At 71.2% G+C, this 23,812-nt stretch carries 9 protein-coding genes; 6 read left to right on the forward strand and 3 right to left on the reverse strand.

Annotated elements, in window-relative coordinates; genetic code table 11:
• Positions 1–265: 265 nt before the first annotated feature.
• Positions 266–1,084 carry a class I SAM-dependent methyltransferase gene (locus tag ACFV4K_RS15955; RefSeq protein WP_379275476.1) on the reverse strand — a complete coding sequence of 273 codons (819 nt, stop codon included), beginning with the start codon at positions 1,082–1,084 and terminating at the stop codon, positions 266–268.
• Positions 1,085–1,200: 116 nt separating this feature from the next.
• Between ACFV4K_RS15955 and ACFV4K_RS15960 the strand changes: the two genes are divergently transcribed.
• Both ACFV4K_RS15960 and ACFV4K_RS15965 read left to right on the forward strand, forming a co-directional pair.
• On the forward strand, positions 1,201–2,820 hold the full coding sequence (locus tag ACFV4K_RS15960; RefSeq protein WP_379275478.1) for an acyl-CoA synthetase: 1,620 nt from the start codon (positions 1,201–1,203) through the stop codon (positions 2,818–2,820).
• Between the two features lie 86 nt (positions 2,821–2,906).
• Entirely contained in the window at positions 2,907–4,589 is a 1,683-nt protein-coding gene (locus ACFV4K_RS15965) for a protein kinase (RefSeq protein WP_379275480.1), read from the forward strand.
• A 51-nt stretch (positions 4,590–4,640) separates the two neighbouring features.
• On the opposite strand, the gene ACFV4K_RS15970 is transcribed toward ACFV4K_RS15965, so the two are convergent.
• Positions 4,641–5,033: an SCO5389 family protein gene (locus tag ACFV4K_RS15970; protein ID WP_357089215.1), complete on the reverse strand. Its 393-nt coding sequence runs from the start codon at positions 5,031–5,033 to the stop codon at positions 4,641–4,643.
• 57 nt (positions 5,034–5,090) lie between these two features.
• Positions 5,091–6,134 (reverse strand): nitronate monooxygenase, encoded by a 1,044-nt coding sequence (locus tag ACFV4K_RS15975; RefSeq protein ID WP_379275482.1) that lies wholly within the window; start codon positions 6,132–6,134, stop codon positions 5,091–5,093.
• Positions 6,135–6,332: 198 nt separating this feature from the next.
• Between ACFV4K_RS15975 and ACFV4K_RS15980 the strand changes: the two genes are divergently transcribed.
• From ACFV4K_RS15980 to ACFV4K_RS15995, 4 genes are all read left to right on the forward strand, one after another.
• Positions 6,333–7,172 carry a M23 family metallopeptidase gene (locus tag ACFV4K_RS15980; protein ID WP_379275484.1) on the forward strand — a complete coding sequence of 280 codons (840 nt, stop codon included), beginning with the start codon at positions 6,333–6,335 and terminating at the stop codon, positions 7,170–7,172.
• A 62-nt stretch (positions 7,173–7,234) separates the two neighbouring features.
• Positions 7,235–8,215 carry a LuxR C-terminal-related transcriptional regulator gene (locus tag ACFV4K_RS15985; RefSeq protein ID WP_379275486.1) on the forward strand — a complete coding sequence of 327 codons (981 nt, stop codon included), beginning with the start codon at positions 7,235–7,237 and terminating at the stop codon, positions 8,213–8,215.
• A gap of 210 nt (positions 8,216–8,425) precedes the next feature.
• Positions 8,426–15,943 carry an amino acid adenylation domain-containing protein gene (locus ACFV4K_RS15990; RefSeq protein ID WP_379275488.1) on the forward strand — a complete coding sequence of 2,506 codons (7,518 nt, stop codon included), beginning with the start codon at positions 8,426–8,428 and terminating at the stop codon, positions 15,941–15,943.
• Positions 15,944–16,251: 308 nt separating this feature from the next.
• On the forward strand, positions 16,252–23,565 hold the full coding sequence (locus tag ACFV4K_RS15995; RefSeq protein ID WP_379275489.1) for an amino acid adenylation domain-containing protein: 7,314 nt from the start codon (positions 16,252–16,254) through the stop codon (positions 23,563–23,565).
• Positions 23,566–23,812 lie beyond the last annotated feature (247 nt).

The following is a 23,812-nucleotide window of genomic DNA, read 5'->3' on the forward strand; positions in this document are numbered from 1 at the left end:
TCCCCACGGGACGCGGCTCGAAACAGGCGCCTGAACGGCTCGAATTACCCCATATACAGATCAGTCCCCGGTAGTCTCCACCGAATTCGGAGTATCAGTCGTCGCTGATTACTCTCCATCCGACTGGCTTGCCGGGGGCCTGGCCGGATTCCTCGAACATGCCACCCATGTCTTCCGACGTCTCGTCCGACACTATGGCTCGCCCTGGTGTTCCGGTGTGAATCCAAGTGTCTCGCCGTAGGGATCGCCAGTCAATAGCTTGCGGCTATCTATCTCTTACCGCGCTCAATCCGTAGAGCACCGGGACGATCGGATCCGCGGGCGGGAGCCGCCACCAGCCGGTCTCGGTCGGCACCATCTGCGGCCAGCGCGGCCACGGCAGGGTGTCGGTCTCGGTCAGGCCGGTGATGCGCAGGCCCGCGTCGAGCAGCGCGGTGACCACCTCGCCGAGACCGTGCCGCCATTCGTAGGCGGTGGTGTCGGAGGTGAGGTCCGGGCCGTCGGTGTAGGTGTGCGCGCTGTCGCGGCGTTGCGCGCCGCGCCCGGCCAGATAGTCGTCGTGCAGGACGAGCTGACTCGGATCGATCTCCGGCGGCGGCGTGGGTCCCAGCGCGTGCAGCAGCGGATGGAATTCCACCAGATAGAACAGCCCACCGGGCCGCAGCAGGTCGGCGACCACCCGGGCCCAGCGGGTCAGGTCCGGCAGGTAGCAGAGCGCGCCCTTGCCGGTGTAGACGATGTCGAAACTCTTCTCGCCCAGGGCGTCTCGCGCGTCGTACACGTCGGCGCATACGTATTCGACGGCATCCCCGGCCAATTCGCGCGCGTGCCGGACCGACTCCGGCGAGAAGTCCAGGCCCACCGCGCGAGCGCCCCGGCGCGCGAATTCGATTGTCTCCGTGCCCAGATGGCATTGCAGATGGGCGACGTCCAGGCCGCCCACATCCCCCAGGGCATTCCATTCGAAGGGTGCGAACCAGTAGCTCGCATCGTGATCACGGTAGAAACGGCTGGCGGCGTGGATGCCGGCGCGGGCATCCCAGTTCCGCCGATTCGCCGACAACGGATCTGTCACGGTCGCCATGATAGGCAGTTCCGGTCGCGGCCCCGGGCCCGTACGGTTAGTTTGAGGGCAGATGCCCGCAATCCGCAGGGGTGGACGAGGAGGTCCGGGGTGCAATCGAAACAGGGTGGTCAGGCATGACATTCGGGCTGATCAAGTCGGTGGGGGAGCGGGCCTACCTGGAGGCCGAATCCGCGCGCCTGGCCATGGAAGCCGGGTTGGCGCGACTGGAATCCCCGGCCGTGCTGCTGGCCGCCGCCACCGCCATGCTGCGCTACGGCACCCTGGCCGCCGGGCTGCGGCTGTCCGCGGCGCGCTACGGCGGTCGCGTCGCCGTCATCGACGAACTGGGCGAACTCACCTTCGCCGAACTCGAGGACCGCTCCAACCGGCTCGCCAACGCTTGGCGCGAACGCGGACTGAAACCGCGTGAGGGCGTGGCCGTGCTGGCGCGTAACCACCGCGGCCTGCTCGACGCCATCTTCGCCGCCGCCAAGTGCGGGGCCCGGATCATCCTGCTCAACACCGATTTCGCGGCCCCGCAGATCCGCGACGTCGCCACCCGCGAGGGCACCGACCTGCTCGTCTACGACGACGAGTACGCCGACCTGCTCGGCGAGGTGCACCCCGAGCGCGGCAGCTATCGGGCCTGGACCGAGGAGCCGCGCGAGGACAGCCTCGAACACCTCATCGCCACCGGATCGCCCGCCGCGCCGCCCGCGCCCGGGGCCGAACCCAAGATCATCCTGCTCACCAGCGGCACCACCGGCACCCCCAAGGGCGCGCCCCGCGCGGAACCGAAATCGCTGCTGTCCCTGGGCGGTCTGCTGTCCAAGGTCCCGTTCCGGGTGAACGAGGTGACCGAATGCTGCGCCCCCATGTTCCACACCCTCGGCTTCGCCATGGCCATGCTGAGCCTCGGCTTCGGCTCCACGCTGGTGATCCGCCGCCGCTTCGACCCGCAGACCGTCATCGACTCCATGGACCGGCACCGGGCCACCACGCTGATCGTGGTGCCGGTCATGTTGTCGCGCATGGTGGATCTGGGCGGGCAGGCGCTGACCGGACGCGACCTGTCCGCGCTGCGCATCGTGTTCGTGGCCGGATCCCAGCTGGGCGCGCAACTGTGCCGGGAGGTGACGGCGGCGTTCGGGCCGGTCGTCTACAACCTGTACGGGTCCACCGAGGTCGCCTACGCCACCATCGCCACGCCCGCCGATCTCGCGGAAGAGCCCGGCTGCGTGGGCAAACCGGTGCTGGGGGCGCGAGTGGAGATCCTCGACGAGCGGGGCCGCGCGGTGCCGAACGGCGCGACCGGTCGCATCTTCGTCGGCAACACCATCCAGTTCGAGGGGTACACCGGCGGTGGCCACAAGGAAGTCATCCGCGGGCTCATGTCCTCCGGGGACGTCGGCCACTTCGACGCCGCCGGACGGCTTTTCATCGACGGCCGCGACGACGACATGATCGTGTCCGGCGGCGAGAACGTCTTCCCGGCCGAGGTCGAGGAACTGCTCTACACGCATCCGGCGGTGCGGGAGGCGGCGGTGATCGGCGTCGCGGACGAGCAATTCGGTGCGCGGCTCAAGGCTTTCGTGGTCGTCCACGACGGCCGATCCTGCACCGAACCCGAGGTCAAGGAGTTCGTGAAGGACAACCTGGCCCGGTACAAGGTGCCGCGCGAGGTGGTGTTCCTCGCCGAACTGCCGCGCAACCCCACCGGCAAGGTGCTCAAGCGCAAACTCCAGGAGGTCTGAGCCGCAGGCGCATCCGGCGCCTGCCCTTCCGGCGGACCGCGCCGTATGCTGAGCATCGCAGTACGCGGTCGAGCTAGGGAGGGCAGGTGCCGGGGGCAGGCAATCTCGGCCACTATCGGCTCGTCGAGCTGCTCGGTCGCGGCGGCATGGGGCAGGTGTGGCTGGCCGAGGACACCCGGCTGGAACGGGACGTGGCCCTCAAACTGCTCCCCGCGGAACTCGCCGCCGACGAGGACTACCGGCGGCGCTTCGAACGCGAGGCCCGGCTGGCCGCCCGACTACGCGGGCCGCACGTGGTGCCCATCCACGCCTTCGGAGAACTCGACGGCCGGCTCTACATCGATATGGAGCTGATCGACGGCTCCGACCTGGGCAAGACCCTGCGCGCCGACGGCGCGATGACGCCCGAGCGGGCCGTCGAACTCGTCGCGCAGGTCGCCGAGGCCCTCGACATCGCGCACAAGGCCGGGCTGGTGCACCGGGATGTGAAGCCCTCCAACGTGCTCACCCTGCCCAACGGCTTCGCCTACCTCATCGACTTCGGCATCGCCCGCGGCGTCGGCCAGGCCACCATCACCGGCACCGGTGTGGCCGTGGGGACCTGGGCCTACATGGCCCCCGAACGCTACTCCGGCACCGAGGACCTGCGCTCCGACGTCTACTCCCTGGCCTGCCTGCTGTACGAAACCCTCACCGCCGCGAAACCTTTCGCCCACACCGACCCGGTCCAGCAGATGGCCGCCCACCTCACCACCGACCCGCCGCGCGCCGCCGACCGCAACCCCCAGGTCCCGGCCGCCCTCGACGCCGTCATCGCGCGCGGCATGGCCAAGGACCCCGCCCACCGTTTCCCCTCCGCGGGCGCGCTGGCCGCCGCCGCCCGCACCGCGCTGGAATCCACCCCGGCCCCGCGCCAGGCCCCGCACCGCCGGGCCGAACCCACCGCGAAATGGGATGGCGCGAACGACTTCCCGGGCCACACTCCCACCCCCGCGTCCCGGTACGCGCCCTACACGCCGCCCCCGAGACCGGCGAACCTCGGGTCGAGCCCAGGCCAGGGTTCGGGACCCGGCTCAGCGCCAGGCCCTGACTCGACACCAGGCTCTGGGCCGCGCCCGGCATCCTATGGCCGCTCGGCGGCCGGACCGTCACCGCAGACCAGAACCCCTTCGGGCGCAACACCTCCGCCGAGTCGGATGAACGCCGGTGCGGCACCTCCGCCGAGCCGGATCGGTTCGGGTACGACTCCGCCGCCCGGTCGAATCGCTGCGGGCGGGGCACTTCCGCCGACCGGCACGGGCGTAGGTGGTGGCATGCCGCCCGGGATGAGCTCTGACGCAACGCCACCGCAGGGTGTCATGGGTTCGGGCGCTGCGCCGCTGCCGGGCGTGATGGGTTCGGGCGCTGCGCCGCTGCCGGGCGGGATCGCGGCGGGTGCGACGGGGCAGCCGGGCATGGGTTCGGTGGCTCAGCCGATGATCGGGGCGATGGGGTTCGCGTCGCCGTATGCCGGAGGTTATGGCGGTGCGGTGGCGAAGCCGATGCGGCGGGAGGGGATTCGGCCGTGGCAGCCGGTGTGGTGGGCGGTGCTGGGGGTGGGGGTGCTGTTCTTCGGGATCATGAGCGTCGGCGTGCTGGCGGTGACGTTCTCCGAAGGGTTCGACGGCTGGCTGGAGACATTGATCGCGTATCTGATCTTCGTCGCGCCGTTCGCGGGATCGATCTGGGTGACGGTGCTGGAGGTGCGCCGGTTCCGGGCGCGGGGGTAGCGCGGAAACGGCGCGACCGGGTCGCGGTCGCGCCGAATCCGAATGGGGCGCTCAGCAGTTGCGCAGTTCCGGGCTCTGGTTGAGCAGCTGGGCCCGGGTGGAGATGAAGGTGGAGTAGGTGTCGCCGCCGACCGAGGCGAGCGGGAAGGCCGCGACCCGGTGGCAGTTCTGGAAGGCGAGCTTGATGCCGAAATGGCGTTCCAGGCCGCCGCGAATGGCGTCGGAGGCCATGGCCCGCAGCAGCTGGCCGCGGGCCGTCTCGTCCGGCGGCGCGATGGTGTTGTCGGCGTATTCCGCCGTGCCGGAACGCAGATCGTCGGCTACCCGGCTGACGACCTCGTAGGCGTAGGGCAGCGAGTTACGGACGCATTCGACGAACTCTGCGTCGCTGACTTCACCGCGTTCGGCGCGCTCGAGTAGTGCGGTGGGTACGTCGAGTGACATAACGCTCTCCTCATGGGATGGCGGAAGGTGTCAGCCGATTGTAGATGGAATCCGTTGTCAATAAGTCTGGATTCGCGACGAAAGTGCCCGCTCCAGAGCCTTTTTCGCGTCCGCGGTCAGGGTTCGGACCAGCTCGCCCGCCGGTAGCTCCGGCGCCAGTGCATGCGCCTGACCTGCCCAGAGGTTCACCGCGTCGGCATTGCCCTCGGCCCGCGCCGCCGCCCGCAAAGGCCCGGTGGCGTAATGGATCTCGGGGTAGGCGACCGGAGCGTCCTGATGCTCCACCAGGAATCGATTCCGCAGCCCGCGCGCCCGGCGGCCGGTGAAGGCGCGGGTCAGCATGGTCGGGGTGTCGGCGACGATCGCCGCGCGCACCACCGGTGCGGTTCCCGCCTCGGGGCAGCGCAGGAACGCGGTGCCCAGCTGCGCGGCGGCCGCGCCCGCCGAGAGCGCGGCGGCCACGCCCGCGCCGGTCGCGATGCCGCCCGCCGCCACGATCGGGGCGTCCACGGCGTCGCGCAGCAGTTGCAGCAGGGTCAGCAGGCCCAGAGGGTCGGTGAGGTCGTCGGCGGGATCGTCGACGAACACGCCGCGGTGCCCGCCCGCCTCGGCGCCCTGCGCGATCAGCACGTCCGCGCCCGCGGCCACCGCCTCGCGCGCCTCGGCGACGGTCGTGACCGTCACCCAGACCTCGATCCCGGCCGCGTGCAGGCGCGCGATCTCCGCGGCGGACGGGCAGCCGAAGGTGGTCGACACCACGGGGACGGGGTCGGCGGTGAGCAGGTCGAGCTTGGCGTCCCAGTCGTCGCTGTCGTAGCGGGGCTCGCCGACGGGGAACTCGGCGGCCAGGCCGCTCACATATGTGTCGAACCGATCGGTCGGGCTCGGTTCGGAGGGATAGAAGAGATTCACCCCGAACGCGCCGGCGGTGAGCGCCCGCGTCGCGGCGATCCGCGCGGCCAGCTCACTCGCGGGCAGATATCCGGCGGCAACGAAGCCCAGCCCGCCCGCGTCGGTCACGGCGGCGGCCAGTTCCGGGGTGGACGGCCCCCCGGCCATGGGTGCCAGGACGATCGGCGTACGCAACTCGTCGAGAACCATCTCACCATTGTGCCTTTTCGGTTACGGTTTGTGATCAAGGGTTCGAGTGCTCGAGCTGGCGTTATCGCACAGAAGGTTGCGAAATGGTCACAAGCGAGTACTGTTTCCATCACAGCGATGCCGAATCGTTACCGGACCCTCCGAGCGCTAGGACTTGCAGTGCCGCATCACCGAACGACCGCGAACTCCGTATCAGTCATGGATTTGCTTGGTGATTCCGGTGCTGTCCGCACTGGCGTCACCTCGCGCAGGCGGCACCGGGCCGAGCCCGCCGCCACCGACAAGGTCAAGACCGCCGCCAGTTTCGCGGTCGCGGCCGGCGCGCTCATCGGCACCGGATCGCAGCTGGTCCCCGCTCTCGCGCACGCCGCTCCGCTGCTCCCCACGCACGACGAGAAGGCCGCCACCATCGCGGAGGACGTCGCCCCCGTCGCGGCGACCGCCGAGCTGAAGCAGGCCAAGGACGTGGCGGCCCCCATCGCCGAGCCCGCCCCCGCGGCCCCGGTCGCGGCCCCCGCGCCGAACCCGGCCCCCTTCGGCCTGCAGAACCTGCCGCCGGAGATCTCCGCCCCGCTGGCGCAGGCCGAACAGACTCTGAAGTCCCTCCAGCAGCAGCTCAATCCGGGTCCGGGCGTGGTGAAGCCGGTCGACGGCCAGCTCTCCTCCGGCTTCGGCATGCGCTGGGGCGCAATGCATTACGGCATCGACTTCGCCGACCCGATCGGTACCCCCATCCACTCGGTGATGGGCGGCACGGTCATCGATGCCGGCCCGGCCTCGGGCTTCGGCCTCTGGGTGCGCGTCAAGCAGGACGACGGCACCACCGCGGTCTATGGACACGTCAACGACATGTACGTCAATGTGGGCCAGCGGGTGAACACCGGCGATGTGATCGCCTCCGTGGGAAACCGCGGTAACTCCACCGGTCCCCACCTACACCTGGAGATCTGGGATGCCGCCGACAACAAGATGGATCCGCTGCCATGGCTAGCCAGCAAGGGCGTTCTCATGCAGCAGCAGTGGGGACCGGACCAGTAGATCGTTCACCGGCCCCCGCGATGACCGGGCGTTTTCCGGACCGGCGTCTGCCGGTGGGTGCGGTGACGACACTGGACGAACTCTTCGACCCTGCCTCCGTGCACGGCCGTTCCTACGCGGTGCTGGTTCAGCACCCGCGTTCGACGGCGCTCGAGGTGGCCGAGCGGCTGACCGTGCCGCCCCGCGTGGCCGAGACCGCGCTGGAGGCGCTGTGCCAGCTCGAGGCCGTGGTCCGGCTCACCGACGGGAAGGGCGTGGTGCGTTTCGACGCGCATGCCCCGGAAGCCTTGTCGGAGGCCGAGACTCGCCGCCGTAATCAGGACATGCTGCGCATGCAGTCGGCCGCCGCGCGCCTGGGGGAGACCTTCCGCTCGGTGCGCCGCACCACCGACGCCGACGGCGCGGTGGTGGCCGTCTACGAGCGCCGCCAGCTGCTGGCCGACTTCGAGGACCTGCAGCACACCGCGCATACCACCGTGAAGGTGGTCGAACGCGGGCCGTTCCTCTCCGATGTGGAGACCGAGGAGCGGATGTTCGAGCTCAAGACCTCGCGCATCGCCGCCGGCATCGACTACCGGACCCTGTACCAGGAGACCATCTACCAGGATCCGGAACGGCTGCGCCACGTGCTGGCCACCAACGCCGTTGGCGCGCAGGCGCGTACGCTCGCCGACCCGCCGATGAAGCTGATCGTCGCCGACGATCGGCGCGCGGTGCTGGTGCTGCACACCGACGAGCGTCGCGGCGACCCCATGGGTGTCCGCGTCGGCCCGTCGCCGACCCTGGACCTGCTGGTCAAGACCTTCGACGCGCTGTGGCTGACCGCCACGCCGATCTCGGTGAACCCGTCCGAGGCGCTCGACGATCGGGACAAGGCCATCCTCACCCTGATGAGCATGGGCGCGACCGACGACACCATCGCGCGCCGGCTGGGCCTGTCGCGCCGAACGGTGGTGCGCCGCACCGCGAGTCTGCTCGAACGGCTGGGCGCCAGCACCCGTTTCCAGGCCGGAGTGCAGGCGACACGCCGCGGCTGGCTCTAGGGGTCTGTGGCGCAAGTCACCTCACAGCAACACTTCTCGCTGGTCAGCGATATTCATCATGCATGGCTGCTCGGGGCACTTCGCGAGCATCGATATGATTGTTTCCGTCCGCTGACCTTTTGACGTCCCGGGAACAGACGTCAGTTTTGGTGGGTCCGCCGAGTGTCTTCGGCTGCGGAAAAGACCAACCCGAGAGGTGAATGCACGCGTATGGATACTGCCCGCCGTACAGCACGCGGTACTCGTCGGCGTCGGTCCGGCAGCCCACTCTTCGGGCAGTTGCTCACCGCGGCGGTCGAATCCGCCGGTGACGCCATCGCCATCCGCTTCAACCCGACCGGGGATCCGGCCGATCAGCGCGAGATCAGCTACCGCGAGCTGGACGCGCGCTCCTCGCAGCTGGCCCGGGAACTGATCGCCCGCGGCGTCGGCCCCGGCGATATGGTCGCCATCGGCATCACCCGCTCGATCGAATCCGTGCTGGCGGTCTGGGCCATCGCCAAGACCGGCGCGGCCTACGTGCCGGTCGACCCCGCGTACCCGGCCGACCGCATCGAACACCTGCTCACCGACTCCGGCGCGGTGCTGGGCCTGACCACCCGGGAGTACCGCGCGGGGCTGGGCGACGCCGCCACCTGGATCGAACTCGACGATCCGGCACAGCAGCAGCGCATCGCCGCGCACCCGGACCACCCGATCTCCTACGCCGACCGGGTGGGCACGCTCACCGAGCAGCACCCCGCGTACGTCATCTACACCTCCGGTTCCACCGGCAAGCCCAAGGGCGTGGTGGTCACCCACACCGGCCTGGCCGGGCTGGTGGCCGCCGAACGTGAGCACTACGCGGTCTCCGCGGATTCGCGGGTGCTGCACGTCTGTTCTCCCAGCTTCGACGTCTCGGTGCTGGAACTGCTGCTGACCTTCACCGCGGGTGCGACCCTCGTCATCGCGCCCGCCGGTGTCTTCGGCGGTGTGGAACTGGCCGAGCTGCTGGACCGCGAGAGCGTCACCCACGTGTTCATCACGCCCGGCGCGCTGGAATCGGTGGATCCGGCCGGGCTCAGCGAGCTGACCACCGTCGTGGTGGCCGGCGACAAGTTCGGCCCGGAACTGGTGTCGCGCTGGGCGACCGATGAGCGCTCCTTCTTCAACGGCTACGGCCCCACCGAGGCGACCATTCTCGCCACCTCCAGCGCCCCGCTGCTGCCGGGCGAGCCCATCACCATCGGCGCCGCCATCGCGGGTGTCGGTGCGTACGTGCTGGATTCGCGGCTGCGGCCGGTGCCGGACGGCGTGGTCGGCGAGCTGTACCTGTCGGGACCCGCACTGGCGCAGGGATACCAGGGCCGCCCCGGTCTGACCGCCGAGCGTTTCGTGGTGAGCCCGTTCGGCGAGGCCGCCGGATCCCCGGGTTCGCGGCTGTACCGCACCGGTGACCTGGTGCGCCGCAATCCGGCCGAATCCGAGCAGCCGGGCGTCATCGAGTATCTGGGCCGCTCCGACTTCCAGGTCAAGATCCGCGGTCTGCGGATCGAATTGGGCGAGATCGACAATGCCCTGAGCGCGCACCCGGACGTGGATTTCGCCGCGACCCTGGGCCGGGCGCTGCCGTCGGGCGCGACCGCCCTGGTCTCGTACGTGCTGCCCCGCCCGGGCGTGACCGTGGATACCGCGGCGTTGGCCGCGCACGTCGGCGAGTCGCTGCCCGCGTACATGGTGCCCACGGCCATCGTGGTGCTGGCCGAGATCCCGCTGACCCCGGTCGGCAAGCTGGACCGGAATGCCCTGCCGGAGCCGGTGTTCGCGGCCCGCGAGTTCCGCGCTCCGTCGACCCGGGCCGAGGAAGTCATCGCGGACGTGTTCGCCGCCTTGCTGATTCCCGACAATCCGGACGCCCGGGTCGGTGCGGACGACGACTTCTTCGAACTCGGCGGCAACTCGCTGCTCGCCGCCCAGGCCGCCGCCCGCATCGGCACCGCCCTCGGCGTGCGGGTGCCGGTGCACGTGCTGTTCGACGGCTCCACCGTGGCCGAACTGGCCCGCCGTCTCGAGGGCGAGACGGCCCCGGCCGCCACCGGGCCCGTGCTCGGCTCGCTGCCCCGCCCGAACCGGGTGCCGCTTTCCTTCGCGCAGCAGCGCATGTGGTTCCTCAACCGCTTCGACCCGAACAGCGCGGTCGACAACATGCCCCTCGCGGTGCGGCTCACCGGCGCCCTCGACGTGGACGCCATGCGCGCCGCCGCCGCGGACCTGGTCGCCCGCCACGAGGTGCTGCGCACCATCTACCCCGAGGTCGACGGCGAGGGCTTCCAGCAGGTGCTGCCCGCCACCGATCCGCGGGCCCTGCCCGAACTGCCGGTCACCGAGATCGATGCCGCCGAGATCGCCGACCGGGTCGCCGAAGTGGTCGGCGCGGGCTTCGATGTCACCGCCGCGCCGCCGCTGCGCCTGCGCCTGCTGCGCCTCGCGCCCGACGAGCACGTGCTGGTCGCCGCGATCTATCACATCGCCGCCGACGGCGTCTCGATCGGCGTGCTGGCCCGGGACCTGGTCACCGCGTACGCGCAGCGCATGAACGGGGCCGCTCCGCAGTGGGCCCCGCTCCCCGTGCAGTACGCCGATTACGCGGTGTGGCAGCGGGAATCGCTGGGCAGCGAGGACGACCCGGACTCGCCGCTGGCCCGCCAGATCGCCTACTGGCGCGAGAACCTCGCCGACCTGCCCGACGAACTGGTGCTGCCCTGGGATCGGCCGCGGCCCGCCGTCGCCTCCTACCGCGGCGGCAACCACAACTTCCGGTTCGACGACGAGATCTACGCGGCCGCACGCCGATTCGCCGAAACCCACAACACCACGCTGTTCATGGTGGTGCACACCGCGCTCGCGGTGCTGCTGGCCCGGCTCTCCGGCACCCGCGACATCGCCATCGGCACCCCGGTGGCCGGGCGCGGCGAGGCCGAACTCGACGACCTGATCGGCATGTTCGTCAACACGCTGGTGCTGCGCAGCGACATCGACCCCGCCGCCTCCTTCACCGAGCTGGTGGCGGCGGTGCGCGAGAACGACGTGCGCGCCTTCGGTCACGCCGACGTGCCGTTCGAGCGCCTGGTGGAACTGCTGGACCCGGCCCGCTCGCAGGCCCGCAACCCGCTGTTCCAGGTCATGCTGACCTTCCAGAACATGGCCCCCACCCGGCTGGAACTGCCCGGCCTCACGGTGGCGGGCGCGGACCTGGAGATCCCGTTCGCCAAGTTCGATCTGCAGCTCACCCTGCAGGAATCGCTCGACGAGCGGGGCCACGCCACCGGCATGGCCGCCGAGTTCTCCTACGCCATGGACCTTTTCGACGCCGCCACGGTCGCCGAACTGGCCGCCCGCTTCCAGCGGGTGCTGGCCGCGTTGACCGCCGACCCGGCCGCGCCGGTCGGCGATCTGGCGCTGTTCTCCGCCGGGGAACGGCAGCGGGTGCTGACCGACTGGAACGCCACCGGCTTCGACGTGGCGGCCACGCTGCCCGAAGGCGCTGCGGCGACCCTGGTTTCGCGGTTCGACGCCCAGGCGGCGGCGACCCCGGACGCCGTCGCACTGGTCTTCGCGGATGAGACGCTGACCTACCGTGAGCTCGCGGAACGCTCCAACCGCCTGGCGCGACTGCTGATCGCCGAAGGTGTCGGGCCGGAATCGCTGGTGGCCCTGGCCCTGCGCCGGTCGACCGAGCTGGTCGTGGCCATGTACGCGGTGCTGCAGGCCGGTGCGGCCTACGTGCCGCTGGACCCCGACCAGCCCGCCGACCGCATCGGCCACATCCTCGACACCGCGCGGCCTCGACTGCTGCTCATCGCGGAAGCGGACGAATTCGAGGCCGGGGCAAGGGATGTCGCCACCCTGTCGGTCGAACGGGCCGAGGCGTCCGCGCGGGCCCTCGGCGGCGCGCCGATCACCCAGGCCGAGCGCGTCCGACCGCTGCGCCCCGAGCACGCCGCCTACGTCATCTTCACCTCCGGCTCGACCGGCCGCCCCAAGGGCGTCGCCGTCGAGCACCGCGCCATCGTCAACCGCCTGGTGTGGATGCAGCACGAATACGCGCTGACCGCCGACGACGCTGTGCTGCAGAAGACTCCGGCCACCTTCGACGTGTCGGTGTGGGAGTTCTTCTGGCCCTTGCAGACCGGTGCGCGCCTGGTGGTCGCCAAGCCGGACGGCCACCGCGATCCGGTGTACCTGGCGCAGATCATCGCCGAACAGCGCATCACGACCGCGCATTTCGTGCCGTCCATGCTGTCGATGTTCGTCTCGGCCCTGGGCGAGACCGGCGCACTGGTTCGCGGCGCAAGCGCGGGGAGGCGGAGCGCGCGTTCTGGACTGAGTGGAGCGGGGGAGCGAACGGCTCCTATAGACCTGCGCCTTGGAGGAGCGGAGGGAGGGAAGAACGAGACCTCCAGCGCCGCGAACCCGCCCCGGAGCGAAGCGGAGGGGCACATTGGACACAGCCTGCGGCAGGTGTTCGCTTCCGGTGAGGCGCTGCCCGCGCCGACCGCGCGACAGCTGCGCGAGCTGACCGGCGCCCGCCTGCACAACCTGTACGGCCCGACCGAAGCCGCCGTCGACGTCACCTATCACGAGGCCGTCGACGCCGACACGGTGTCGATGCCGATCGGGCGTCCTGTCTTCAATACCCGTGTCTACGTGCTGGATTCCCGCCTCAACCCGGTCCCGGCCGGGGTCGCGGGCGAACTGTACCTGGCGGGTGTGCAGCTGGCGCGCGGCTACGTCGAACGCCCGGACCTGACCGCGGACCGCTTCGTCGCCGACCCGTTCGGCGCCGGCGAACGCCTCTACCGCACCGGCGATCTGGTGAAGTGGACCGCCGAGGGCGAGCTGGAGTACCTGGGCCGCACCGACTTCCAGGTGAAGCTGCGCGGTCTGCGCATCGAACTGGGCGAGATCGAGGCCGCGCTGCTGGCACAACCGGGCGTCGCGCAGTCGGTGGTCGTGGTGCGCGCCGACGCGCACACCGGCGACCAGCTGGTCGGCTACGCCGTCGCCGCCGACACCACCCCCGAGGAGCTGAAAGCCGGTCTGGCCCGGTCGCTTCCGGCGTACATGGTGCCCAGCGCGATCGTCGTGCTCGACGAGTTCCCACTCAACGCCTCCGGCAAGCTGGATCGCAAGGCGCTCCCGGCACCGGTGTTCGAGGCCAAGAGCTTCCGCGCCCCGTCGACCCCGATCGAGGAGATCGTGGCCGGGGTGTTCGGCGAGCTGCTCGGCGCCGACCGGGTCGGCGCGGACGACGACTTCTTCGAACTGGGCGGCAACTCGCTCATCGCGACCCGGGCGGTGGCGCGGATCAACGCCGCCCTCGACACCACCGTCGCGGTGCGCGAGATCTTCGAGACCGCAACGGTTTCCGGGCTCGCCGCGCGCATCGTGCCGGGTGCGGGCACCGGGGCGCGGCCGGCGCTGGTGGCGGGGGAGCGGCCCGCCCGCGTTCCGCTGTCGCTGGCGCAGCAGCGCATGTGGGTGCTCAACCAGCTCGACCCGGATTCCCCCGTCTACAACATCCCGATGGTCATCCGGCTCACCGGCGCGCTCGACGTGCCCGCCCTGCGCCACGCCGTCGAGGACGTGCTCACCCGCCATGAGGTGCTGCGCACCCGCTACCCGGAGACCACGCCGGGCGGGCCCGCCTTCCAGGAGATCCTCTCGGTCGCCGACGTGCTGCCGCACGGTCTCGAGGTGGAGCGGGCCAGCGATATCGGCGGCCGGATCGGCGCGCTGGTCGGCACCGGATTCGATGTGGCGCAGCGGGTTCCGGTGCGGGTCCGGCTCATCACCGGCGACGACCCGGACGACTACCTGCTGGTCCTGGTGGCTCACCACATCGCCGCCGACGGCGCGTCCATGGCGCCGCTGGCCCGCGACCTGATGACCGCGTACCTCGCGCACGCCGCGGGCGAGGCCCCGGCCTGGCAGCCGCTCGCGGTCCAGTACGCGGACTACGCGGTGTGGCAGCGGGCCGCGCTCGGCCTCGAGGACGACGCCGATTCGGCGGCCGCCGCGCAGATCGCGTTCTGGCGCGACCAGCTGGCCGGACTGCCGGACCGCCCGATGCTGCCGCTGGACCGGCCGCGCCCGGCGGTGGCGTCCATGCGCGGCGCGCTGCTCGACTTCACGCTGTCGCCGCAGGTGCACACGGGCCTGAATCGCCTGGCGCGCCAGCACAACGCGTCACTGTTCATGGTGGTGCACGCGGCGGTGGCGGCCTGGCTGTCGCGGCTGTCGGGCAGCACCGACGTGGTGCTCGGCACCGCCGTCGCGGGCCGCGGCGAACGCGCGCTCGACGATCTGGTCGGCATGTTCGTCAACACGCTGACGTTGCGGACCCAGGTGGATCCGGCCGCGTCGTTCGACGAGCTGGTCGAGCGGGCCCGCGAGACCGACCTGTCGGCGTTCGCGCACGCGGACATCCCGTTCGAACGGGTCTCCGAGCTCACCGCCCGCACCACCGCGAATCCGCTGCTGCAGGTGGTGCTTTCGCTGCAGAACACCGAAACCCCGGTGCTGGAACTGCCGGCAGCGCGGGGAGGCGGAGCGCTGACCGTGGCCGCCGTCGACACCGCCCTGGCCACCGCCAAATTCGATCTGCAGATCAGCGTCGAACCGCGCCCCGGCGTGGACGGCGCGACCGGTGAACTGGCCGTCATCCTCAACTACGACACCGATCTGTTCGAGGAATTCTCGATGGCGTCGTTCGGGCGGGCGCTGGAACGGACGCTCACCGCCGTCGCCGCCGACCCGCAGCTGCCGGTCGGCGACATCGAACTGCTCGACTCCGCGGAATCGGTTGCCGTGCAGGCGATGTCGCAGTCCGCGCCGGAACCTGCCGGGCTCGGCGTGCGCGGTGCCGCACTGTCCCAGCTGCTCACCACCGCCGCGGAGGACGACCCGGACGGCCCCGCCCTGGTGTGGGGCGACGAGGTGCTCACCTACTCCGAACTCGACGCCCGCTCCTCGCGGCTGGCCCGGGTGCTCATCGCCCGCGGCAGCGGACCCGGCACCGGAGTGGTGCTGCGCCTGGACCGCGGCGTCGACCAGGTGGTCGCCATCTGGGCGGTGCTCAAGGCGGGCACCATGATGGTGCCGTTCGCCGCCGCCGAGACGCCCGGCCAGGATGTGAAGGTCGGCATCACCGTCGGCCGCGCGCCCGAGGGCGTGCGCGGCATCGACTGGGTGGTGCTCGACGATCCGGAGACCGCGGCCGAGGTCGCGGCCGAATCGGCGCGACCGGTCACCTACGCCAACCGGATTCGCGCGCTGCGCGGTGACGACCGGGCCCGCACGTCGGCGGACGGGACGCTCACCTACGACGAGCTCGCCGCCGCCGTGGACCGCACCCGCGGTCTGGACCTCACCTTCGAATCGCGCACCTTCCATCACGGCGCCGCGGATTCCGCGCTGGCCATGATCGAAGCGGTCGCGGCCGGAGCGGTCGGGGCGTCGGTGGTGCTGGTGCCCGCCGAGCCCGGCGCGGAACTGTCGGACGCGCTCGCCGACGAGTGGGTCACCCACGTCTTCGCCGAGGCCGATCGCCTCGGCGAGCTGGATCCGGCTCCGCTCGAGGATCTTCGGGCCGTCGTGCTCGACGCCCCCACCGCGGCCGCCGAGCCGTGGGCGCAGACCGCCACCGTGGCGGTGCTGCCGGCCAATGGGACGGTGCCGCCGGAGTAGCGGAGACGACGCTGCCGCGTTTGCGTCGCGGTAGCCCTCGTGCAGAGCGGTCCCCCCCGGACCGCGTCGGCGCCGGCGGAATTCACCTCCCGCCGCCGCCGTTGGTAGCCATCGCGAATGACTATGGCGCAGATCACATCATGCAACGCCGTGTCGCTGCCATCGATAGTCCTTCCAGTTCGAGCGGTCGGACCAGCCGTGCGCGGATATGCTGTGCGCGTTCGCCCGGCCGGTAGGCACTGTCGGCTCGGGCTGGTCGAAGACCTTCGACGTGTGTGGATTGCTGTATCTGTGAGGTGAACAACTGTATGGAAACTGCCCGCAGAGCAGCCCGTGGTAGTCGACGACGCAGGTCCGGCAGCCCATTCTTCGGCCAATTGCTCACCGCCGCGGTCGAATCCTCCGCCACCGCCGTCGCCGTCAGTTTCAACCCCACCGGAGATCCGGCCGACCTGGTCGAGCTCACCTACCGCGAACTCGACGAGCGGTCCTCGCAGGTCGCCCGCGAACTGATCGCGCTGGGCGTGGGTCCCGGCGACGTGGTGGCCATGGCCATCGCGCGCTCGGTGGAATCGGTGCTCGCGGTGTGGGCCATCGTGAAGACCGGTGCGGCCTACCTGCCGGTGGACCCGACCTACCCGGCCGACCGGATCGAGCACATGCTCACCGACTCCGGCGCGAAATTCGGCGTCACCGTGGCCGCCCACCGCCGCGGTCTCGGAACCGCCGCCTACTGGGTCGAACTCGACGATCCGGCCCGCGCCGAACGCATCGCCGCCCGGCCCTCGCACCCCATCTCCTACGCCGACCGCACCCGGTCGCTGACCGAACAGCACCTGGCCTACGTCATCTACACCTCCGGATCCACCGGCAAGCCCAAGGGCGTGGCCATCGACCACGCCGGCCTGGCCGTGCTGGCCGCCCGCCGGGAAACCCGTGGCATCACCGAGGATTCGCGGCTCACCCAGCTCATCACCCCCAGCTTCGACTTCTCCATCGTCGAACTGCTGTGGGCGTTCAGCGCGGGCGCGACCCTGGTGGTGGTGCCGCCGCACGTGTTCGGCGGCCCGGAACTGACCGAACTGCTACGCCGCGAACGCATCACCCACCTCTGCATCACCCCGGCCGTGCTGGAATCGCTGGATCCGGCGGTGCCGCAGGACCTGCAGGCCGTCATGTGCGGTGGTGAGCGGGTGCCGTCCGCGCTGGTCGACCGGTGGGTCACCCCCGACCGCGAGTTCTTCATCGAATACGGCCCGAGCGAGGTCACCGCCATCGCCACCGCCACCGACGCGCTACAGCCCGGCGGCGGCACCCACATCGGTTCGCTGCTCCCCGGCATCGGCGCGTACGTGCTGGACGCGGGCCTGCGGCCGGTGCCGCCCGGCGTGATCGGCGAACTGTATCTGGCGGGGCAGGCGCTCGCCATGGGCTACCTGAACCGGCCCGGGCTGACCTCGGAACGCTTCGTCGCGAGCCCCTACGGCGAACCCGGGCAGCGGCTCTACCGCACCGGCGACCTGGTCCGCCGCCGCGAGGACGGGACGTTCGAACACCACGGCCGCACCGACTTCCAGGTCAAGATCCGCGGTCTGCGCATCGAACTCGGGGAGATCGACAGCGCGGTGACCGCGCATCCGGACGTCGACTTCGCCGTCACCCTCGGCACCACCCTGCCGACCGGCGCCGCCGCCCTCGTCACCTACGTGCTCCCCACCCCCGGCGCGACTGTGGACGTCGCCGCCCTGACGGCCTTCGCGGGAGAGTCGCTGCCCGCCTACATGGTTCCCGCGGCCATCGTCGCCCTCGACGAGATCCCGCTGACCCCGGTCGGCAAGGTCGACCGCGCCCGCCTGCCCGCACCGGTCTTCGCCGCCCGCGCCTTCCGGGCCCCGGCCACGCCCGCGGAACAGGCCGTCGCCGAGATCTTCTCGGGTCTGCTCACCCCGCCCGGCGCGGACCTGGTGCGGGTCGGCGCCGACGACGACTTCTTCGAACTCGGCGGCAATTCGCTGCTGGCCGCGCAGGCCGTGGCCCGCATCGGGAACGCGCTCGACACGCGGGTGCCGGTGCGGGTGCTCTTCGACGCCTCCACCGTGTCCGCGCTGGCCCGGCTGGTCGAGGACGAATTCACCACCGGGAACGCCGCGCCCGCACTGGTCGCCGGGCCGCGCCCGGACCGGGTCCCGCTGTCCTACGCACAGCAGCGCATGTGGTTCCTCAACCGGTTCGACCCCGCCAGCGCGGTCGACAATGTCCCGCTCGCGGTCCGGCTGTCCGGCGCACTCGACCTGGACGCCATGCGCGCCGCGGCCCGGGACCTGGTGGAACGGCACGAGGTGCTGCGCACCATCTACCCGGAGGTCGACGGCGAGGGCTACCAGCAGGTGCTGCCCCTCACCGATTCCCGTGCGATCCCGGCACTTCCGATCGACGACATCGACCTCGCCGACCTGACCCCACGGGTCATGGAACTCGGCGGCACCGGCTTCGACGTCACCGCCGAACCGCCCCTGCGACTACGCGTCCTGCGGCTGGGACCGGACGAACACGTCCTGGTCTGCGTGGTCCACCACATCGCCGCCGACGGGTTCTCCATGGGACCGCTGGTACGGGACCTGGTGACCGCCTACGTCTCCCGCGGCTCCGGCGACGCGCCGCGGTGGCAGCCGCTGCCGGTCCAGTACGCCGACTACACACTCTGGCAGCGGGCCGCGCTCGGCAGCGAGGACGACGAGACCTCGGCCATCGCACGGCAGATCGCGTTCTGGCGCGACACCCTCGCCGAACTGCCCGACGAGCTGGTGCTGCCCGCGGACCGCCCGCGCCCGCCGATCGCGTCCTACCGCGGCGGCACCTTCCGCTTCGAACTGGCCGACGACGTGTACGCGGGCGTGCGGCGACTGGCCCGCGCCCACAACGGCACCACCTTCATGGTCGTGCACGCGGCGCTCGCGGTGCTGCTGGCCCGGCTCTCCGGCACCCGCGACATCGCCGTGGGCACCCCGGTCGCGGGCCGCGGCGACGCCGAACTCGACGACCTCATCGGCATGTTCGTCAACACCCTGGTGCTGCGCACCGACGTCGACCCCGCGCTCGGCTTCACCGAACTCCTGGGCCGGGTCCGCGAATCCGACCTGCGCGCCTTCGGCAATGCCGACGTGCCCTTCGAACGACTGGTGGACCTGCTCGAACCGGCCCGCTCGCAGGCCCGCAACCCGCTGTTCCAGGTCATGCTGTCGTTCCAGAACCTGGCGCCCGCCGACCTGCGCCTGCCCGGCCTGACCGTCTCCGGCGCGGATCTCGAGGTGCCATTCGCCAAATTCGATCTGCAACTGACCGTGCAGGAACGGGTCGACGAGCACGGCGACGGCACCGGCATGGTGGCCGAATTCTCCTACGCGCTCGACCTTTTCGACGAGGGCACCGTCGCCTCCTTCGCGCGCCGGTTCGCCCGCGTGCTCGAACTGGTCGGCGGCGACCCCACCGGCCCGGTCGGCGACCTCGCTCTGCTGTCGGAGCAGGAACAGCGCCGGGTCCTCACCGACTGGAACGCCACCGACTGCGACGTGGTCGCGGCCGTGGGCCTGCCGCGCGGCAGTGCGCCGACCCTGGTCTCGATGTTCGAGGCGCAGGTCGCGAGTACCCCCGACGCCGTGGCGCTCGTGTTCGAGCACGAACGCCTCACCTACCGCGAACTCGCCCGGCGCGCCCGCCGCCTCGCCCGCGAACTGGTCGACGAGTACGGCGTCGGACCGGAAACCCTGGTCGCCCTGGCCATCCGGCGCTCCACCGAACTCGTGGTGGCCATGTACGCCATCGTCGAGGCGGGCGCGGCCTACGTGCCGCTGGACCCCGAACAGCCGCACGACCGCATCGCCCACATCCTCGACACCGCCCGCCCGCGCCTGGTGCTCACCACCCGCGCCGACGGATTCGACGGCGGGGACGGCATTTCCACCGTGCTGGTGGAGGACGCCGAGGAACGGGCGCGGCACCGCTCGGCCGAACCGATCGGCGAGCTCGACCGGGTGCGACCCCTGCGGCCCGCGCACCCCGCCTACGTCATCTTCACCTCCGGCTCGACCGGGCGGCCCAAGGGCGTGGCGGTGAGCCACGCGGCGATCGTCAACCGCCTGGTCTGGATGCAGGCGGAATACCGGCTGACCTACACCGACGTGGTGCTGCAGAAGACCCCGGCGACCTTCGACGTGTCGGTGTGGGAGTTCTTCTGGCCGTTGCAGACCGGCGCGCGCCTGGTCGTCGCCCGGCCCGACGGGCACCGGGACCCGATGTACCTGGCCGAGGTGATCGCCGAACAAGGCGTCACCACGGCGCATTTCGTGCCGTCCATGCTCGCCATGTTCCTGTCCACCCTGGGTGAGGGCAGCTTCGCGGGGACCGCGCTGCGGCAGGTGTTCGCCTCCGGCGAGGCGCTGCCCGCGCCCACCGCGCAGCGGCTGCGGGAACTCACCGGCGCGCGGCTGCACAACCTGTACGGCCCGACCGAGGCCGCGGTCGACGTCACCTATCACGAGGTGACCGACGCCGACACGGTCTCGGTGCCGATCGGGCGGCCGGTCTTCAATACCCGCCTCTACGTGCTGGATTCGCGCTTGCGACCGGTGGCGCCCGGCGTCGCGGGCGAGCTGTACCTGGCCGGTGACCAGCTGGCCATCGGCTACGTGGCCCGCCCGGACCTGACCGCCGACCGCTTCGTGGCCGACCCCTTCGGCCACGGCGAGCGCATGTACCGCACCGGCGACCTGGTCAAGTGGACCGCTGAAGGCGAGGTCGAATACCTGGGCCGCACCGACTTCCAGGTGAAACTGCGCGGCCTGCGCATCGAACTCGGCGAGATCGAGGCCGCGCTGCTGGCACAGCCGGGTGTCGCGCAGTCGGTCGTGGTGGTGCGGTCCGACGCCGTCACCGGCGACCAGCTGATCGGCTACGTGGTTCGCGAACCCGGCGTCAGCGTCGATCCGACCGAGGTCAAAACGGCTGTCGCGCAGCAACTTCCGGCCTACATGGTGCCGTCCGCGGTCGCCGTGATGGAATCCTTCCCGCTCAACGCCTCCGGCAAGCTGGACCGCCGCGCGCTGCCCGCCCCGCTGATCCAGCCCCGCCGATTCCGCGCGCCCTCGACCCCGATCGAAGAGATCGTGGCGGGCGTCTTCGCGGACCTGCTCGGCGTGGAGGGAGTCGGCGCGGACGACGACTTCTTCGAACTCGGCGGCAACTCGCTCATCGCCACCCGGGCGGTCTCCCGCGTCAACGAGGCCCTCGAGGGCACCGTCACCGTGCGCGAACTCTTCGAGACCCCAACGGTTTCCGGCCTGGCCGCCCGGATCGTTCCGGGCGCGGCGGCGGGCACCCGGCCCGCGCTGGTGGCGGGGGAGCGGCCCGCCCGCGTTCCGCTGTCGCTGGCGCAGCAGCGCATGTGGGTGCTCAATCAGCTCGACCCGGAGTCGGCGGCCTACAACATCCCCATGGTCATCCGGCTCACCGGCGCGCTCGACGTCACGGCGCTGACCCTCGCCGCGGAGGACGTGCTGACCCGGCACGAGATCCTGCGCACCCGCTACCCGGAATCCGAGCCCGGCGGCGCGCCGTACCAGGAGGTGCTCTCGCTCACCGAGGCGCTACCGGGCGGCCTCGAACTGCAGCGCACCGGCGATATCGGCGCGTGCGTGCACCAGCTGGTCGGTACCGGATTCGATGTGGCGCAACAGGTTCCGGTGCGGCTGCGGCTGCTCGCCGGTGACGCGCCCGACGACTACCTGCTGATCCTGGTCGCCCACCACATCGCGGCCGACGGCGCTTCCTTCGCCCCGCTGGCCCGCGACCTGATGACCGCCTACCTGTCCCGCGCCGAGGGCGAGACCCCCGGCTGGGCCCCGCTCCCGGTGCAGTACGCCGACTTCGCGCTCTGGCAGCGCGCCATGATCGGCGTCGACACCGACGAGAACTCCGTCGCGGCAGCGCAATTGGCGTACTGGCGCGAACAGCTCGCGGACCTGCCGGTGCGGCCGCCGCTGGCGCTGGACCGGCCCCGCCCGGCCACGCCGTCCATGCGCGGCGCGCTGGTCGACTACGTGGTGCCCGCCGAGATCCACGCCGAACTGCACCGGATCGCGCGCCGCCACAACGCGTCGCTGTTCATGGTCATGCACGCGGCCCTCGCCGTACTGCTGGCCAGGCAGTCGGGCAGCTCGGACATCGTGGTCGGCACCGCCGTCGCGGGCCGTGGCGAACGGGTGCTCGACGGCCTGGTCGGCATGTTCGTCAACACCCTCACCCTGCGCACCGCCGTGGACCCCGCCGCCTCCTTCGACGACCTGGTCGCCGCGGCTCGCGAAACCGACCTGTCGGCCTTCGCGCACGCGGACCTGCCCTATGAGCGGGTGGTGGAGGCGGTCGCGCCCGGCGCGGGCCCGCTGCTGCAAGTGGTGCTGGCTCTGCAGAACAACGAGGTCGCCGAACTCGAACTACCGGGGCTGACCGTCTCCGGCGTGGACGCCGACCTGACCGCCGCCAAGTTCGATCTCCAGATCGGCGTCGAGGCGCACCCGCCCGCCGCCGACGGGACCCCCGGCGATCTGGCCGTCGTGTTCTCCTATGCCACCGACCTTTTCGACGAGTCGACCATCGAGGCGCTGGGCGCACGACTGCTGCGGCTGCTGGCCGCGGTGGCCGCCGACTCGCACATGCCGGTCGGCGATATCGATCTGCTGGACTCGGCCGAGCGTTCCCGCGTGCAGGCCGCGCCCACCCCCGTGCCGATGGTCACCACCACCGCCCACGGCGCCGCGCTGCCGCAGTCGCTGTCGGTCACGGTCGAGGACGATCCGGACGGCCCGGCCCTGGTCCGCGGCGACGAATCCGTCACCTACCAGGACCTCGACGCCCGCTCCTCCCGGCTGGCCCGCGTCCTCATCGGGCGCGGCTGCGGACCGGGCACGGGCGTGGGCCTGCGTCTGGACCGCGGTGTCGACCTGGCCGTGGCCACCTGGGCGGTGCTCAAGGCCGGTGCCGCCGCGGTGCCGCTGGCCTCCCTCGACCGGCTGCCCCCGGCCGGACTGGATATGAAGGTCGGTCTCACCACGGGGACACCCATGGCGGTCTCCGGCCTCGACTGGCTGGCCCTCGACGATCCGGGCGTGGCCGCCGAGATCGCCGCCGAATCCGCGCGGCCAGTCACCTACGCGCACCGCACCCGCGCCCTGCGCGGCGACGACACCGCCTTCGCCGCCCCCGGGCGGGCCGCCCTGGGCTACGACGCGGTGGCGGCCCTGGTGGACCGGATTCGCGGCGAATCGGAGCTGACCTTCGAATCCCGCACCTTCCGGACGGGCGCGGTGGACCATCCCTTCGCGCTGCTGGAGGTGATCGCCGCCGGCGGCGTCGGGGCGTCCATGGTGCTGGCCGAGCCGGGCGCCGACCTGACCGGGACACTCGCCGACGAATGGGTCACCCACCTGTTCGCCGAACGCGACGGCGTCGGCCGGGTGGACCCCGCCGAGCTGGAGGATCTGCGGGCCCTGGTGGTGGACGCGCTCCCGATCCCCGCGCAGTGGTCCGGTCACACCGTGATCGCCCTTCCCGGGGCGGGTGGGGTGTGATGACCACGGGTTGACCTCCCGGAGTGGCTCTCCCGCCCGCCGGGCTGAATACTCTGGGGAAGCCCCGCGTGAACCCGCCCTCTCCGAGGGCGGCGAACCACCCTGCCACCGGCAGGGCGGAGTAACGCGGCCTACGTGGATCCGATGAAGTTTGTCGGTGCACGCGGCGGTAGAGCAACACGGACAGGATGAGGACAAGCTGCATGATTCGGGTGGTCGGGGACCGGAAGAACGAGCTCGTGGCGGT

It is taken from the genome of Nocardia sp. NPDC059764 (assembly GCF_042732555.1).
In the GTDB taxonomy this organism is placed as follows: Bacteria; Actinomycetota; Actinomycetes; order Mycobacteriales; family Mycobacteriaceae; genus Nocardia.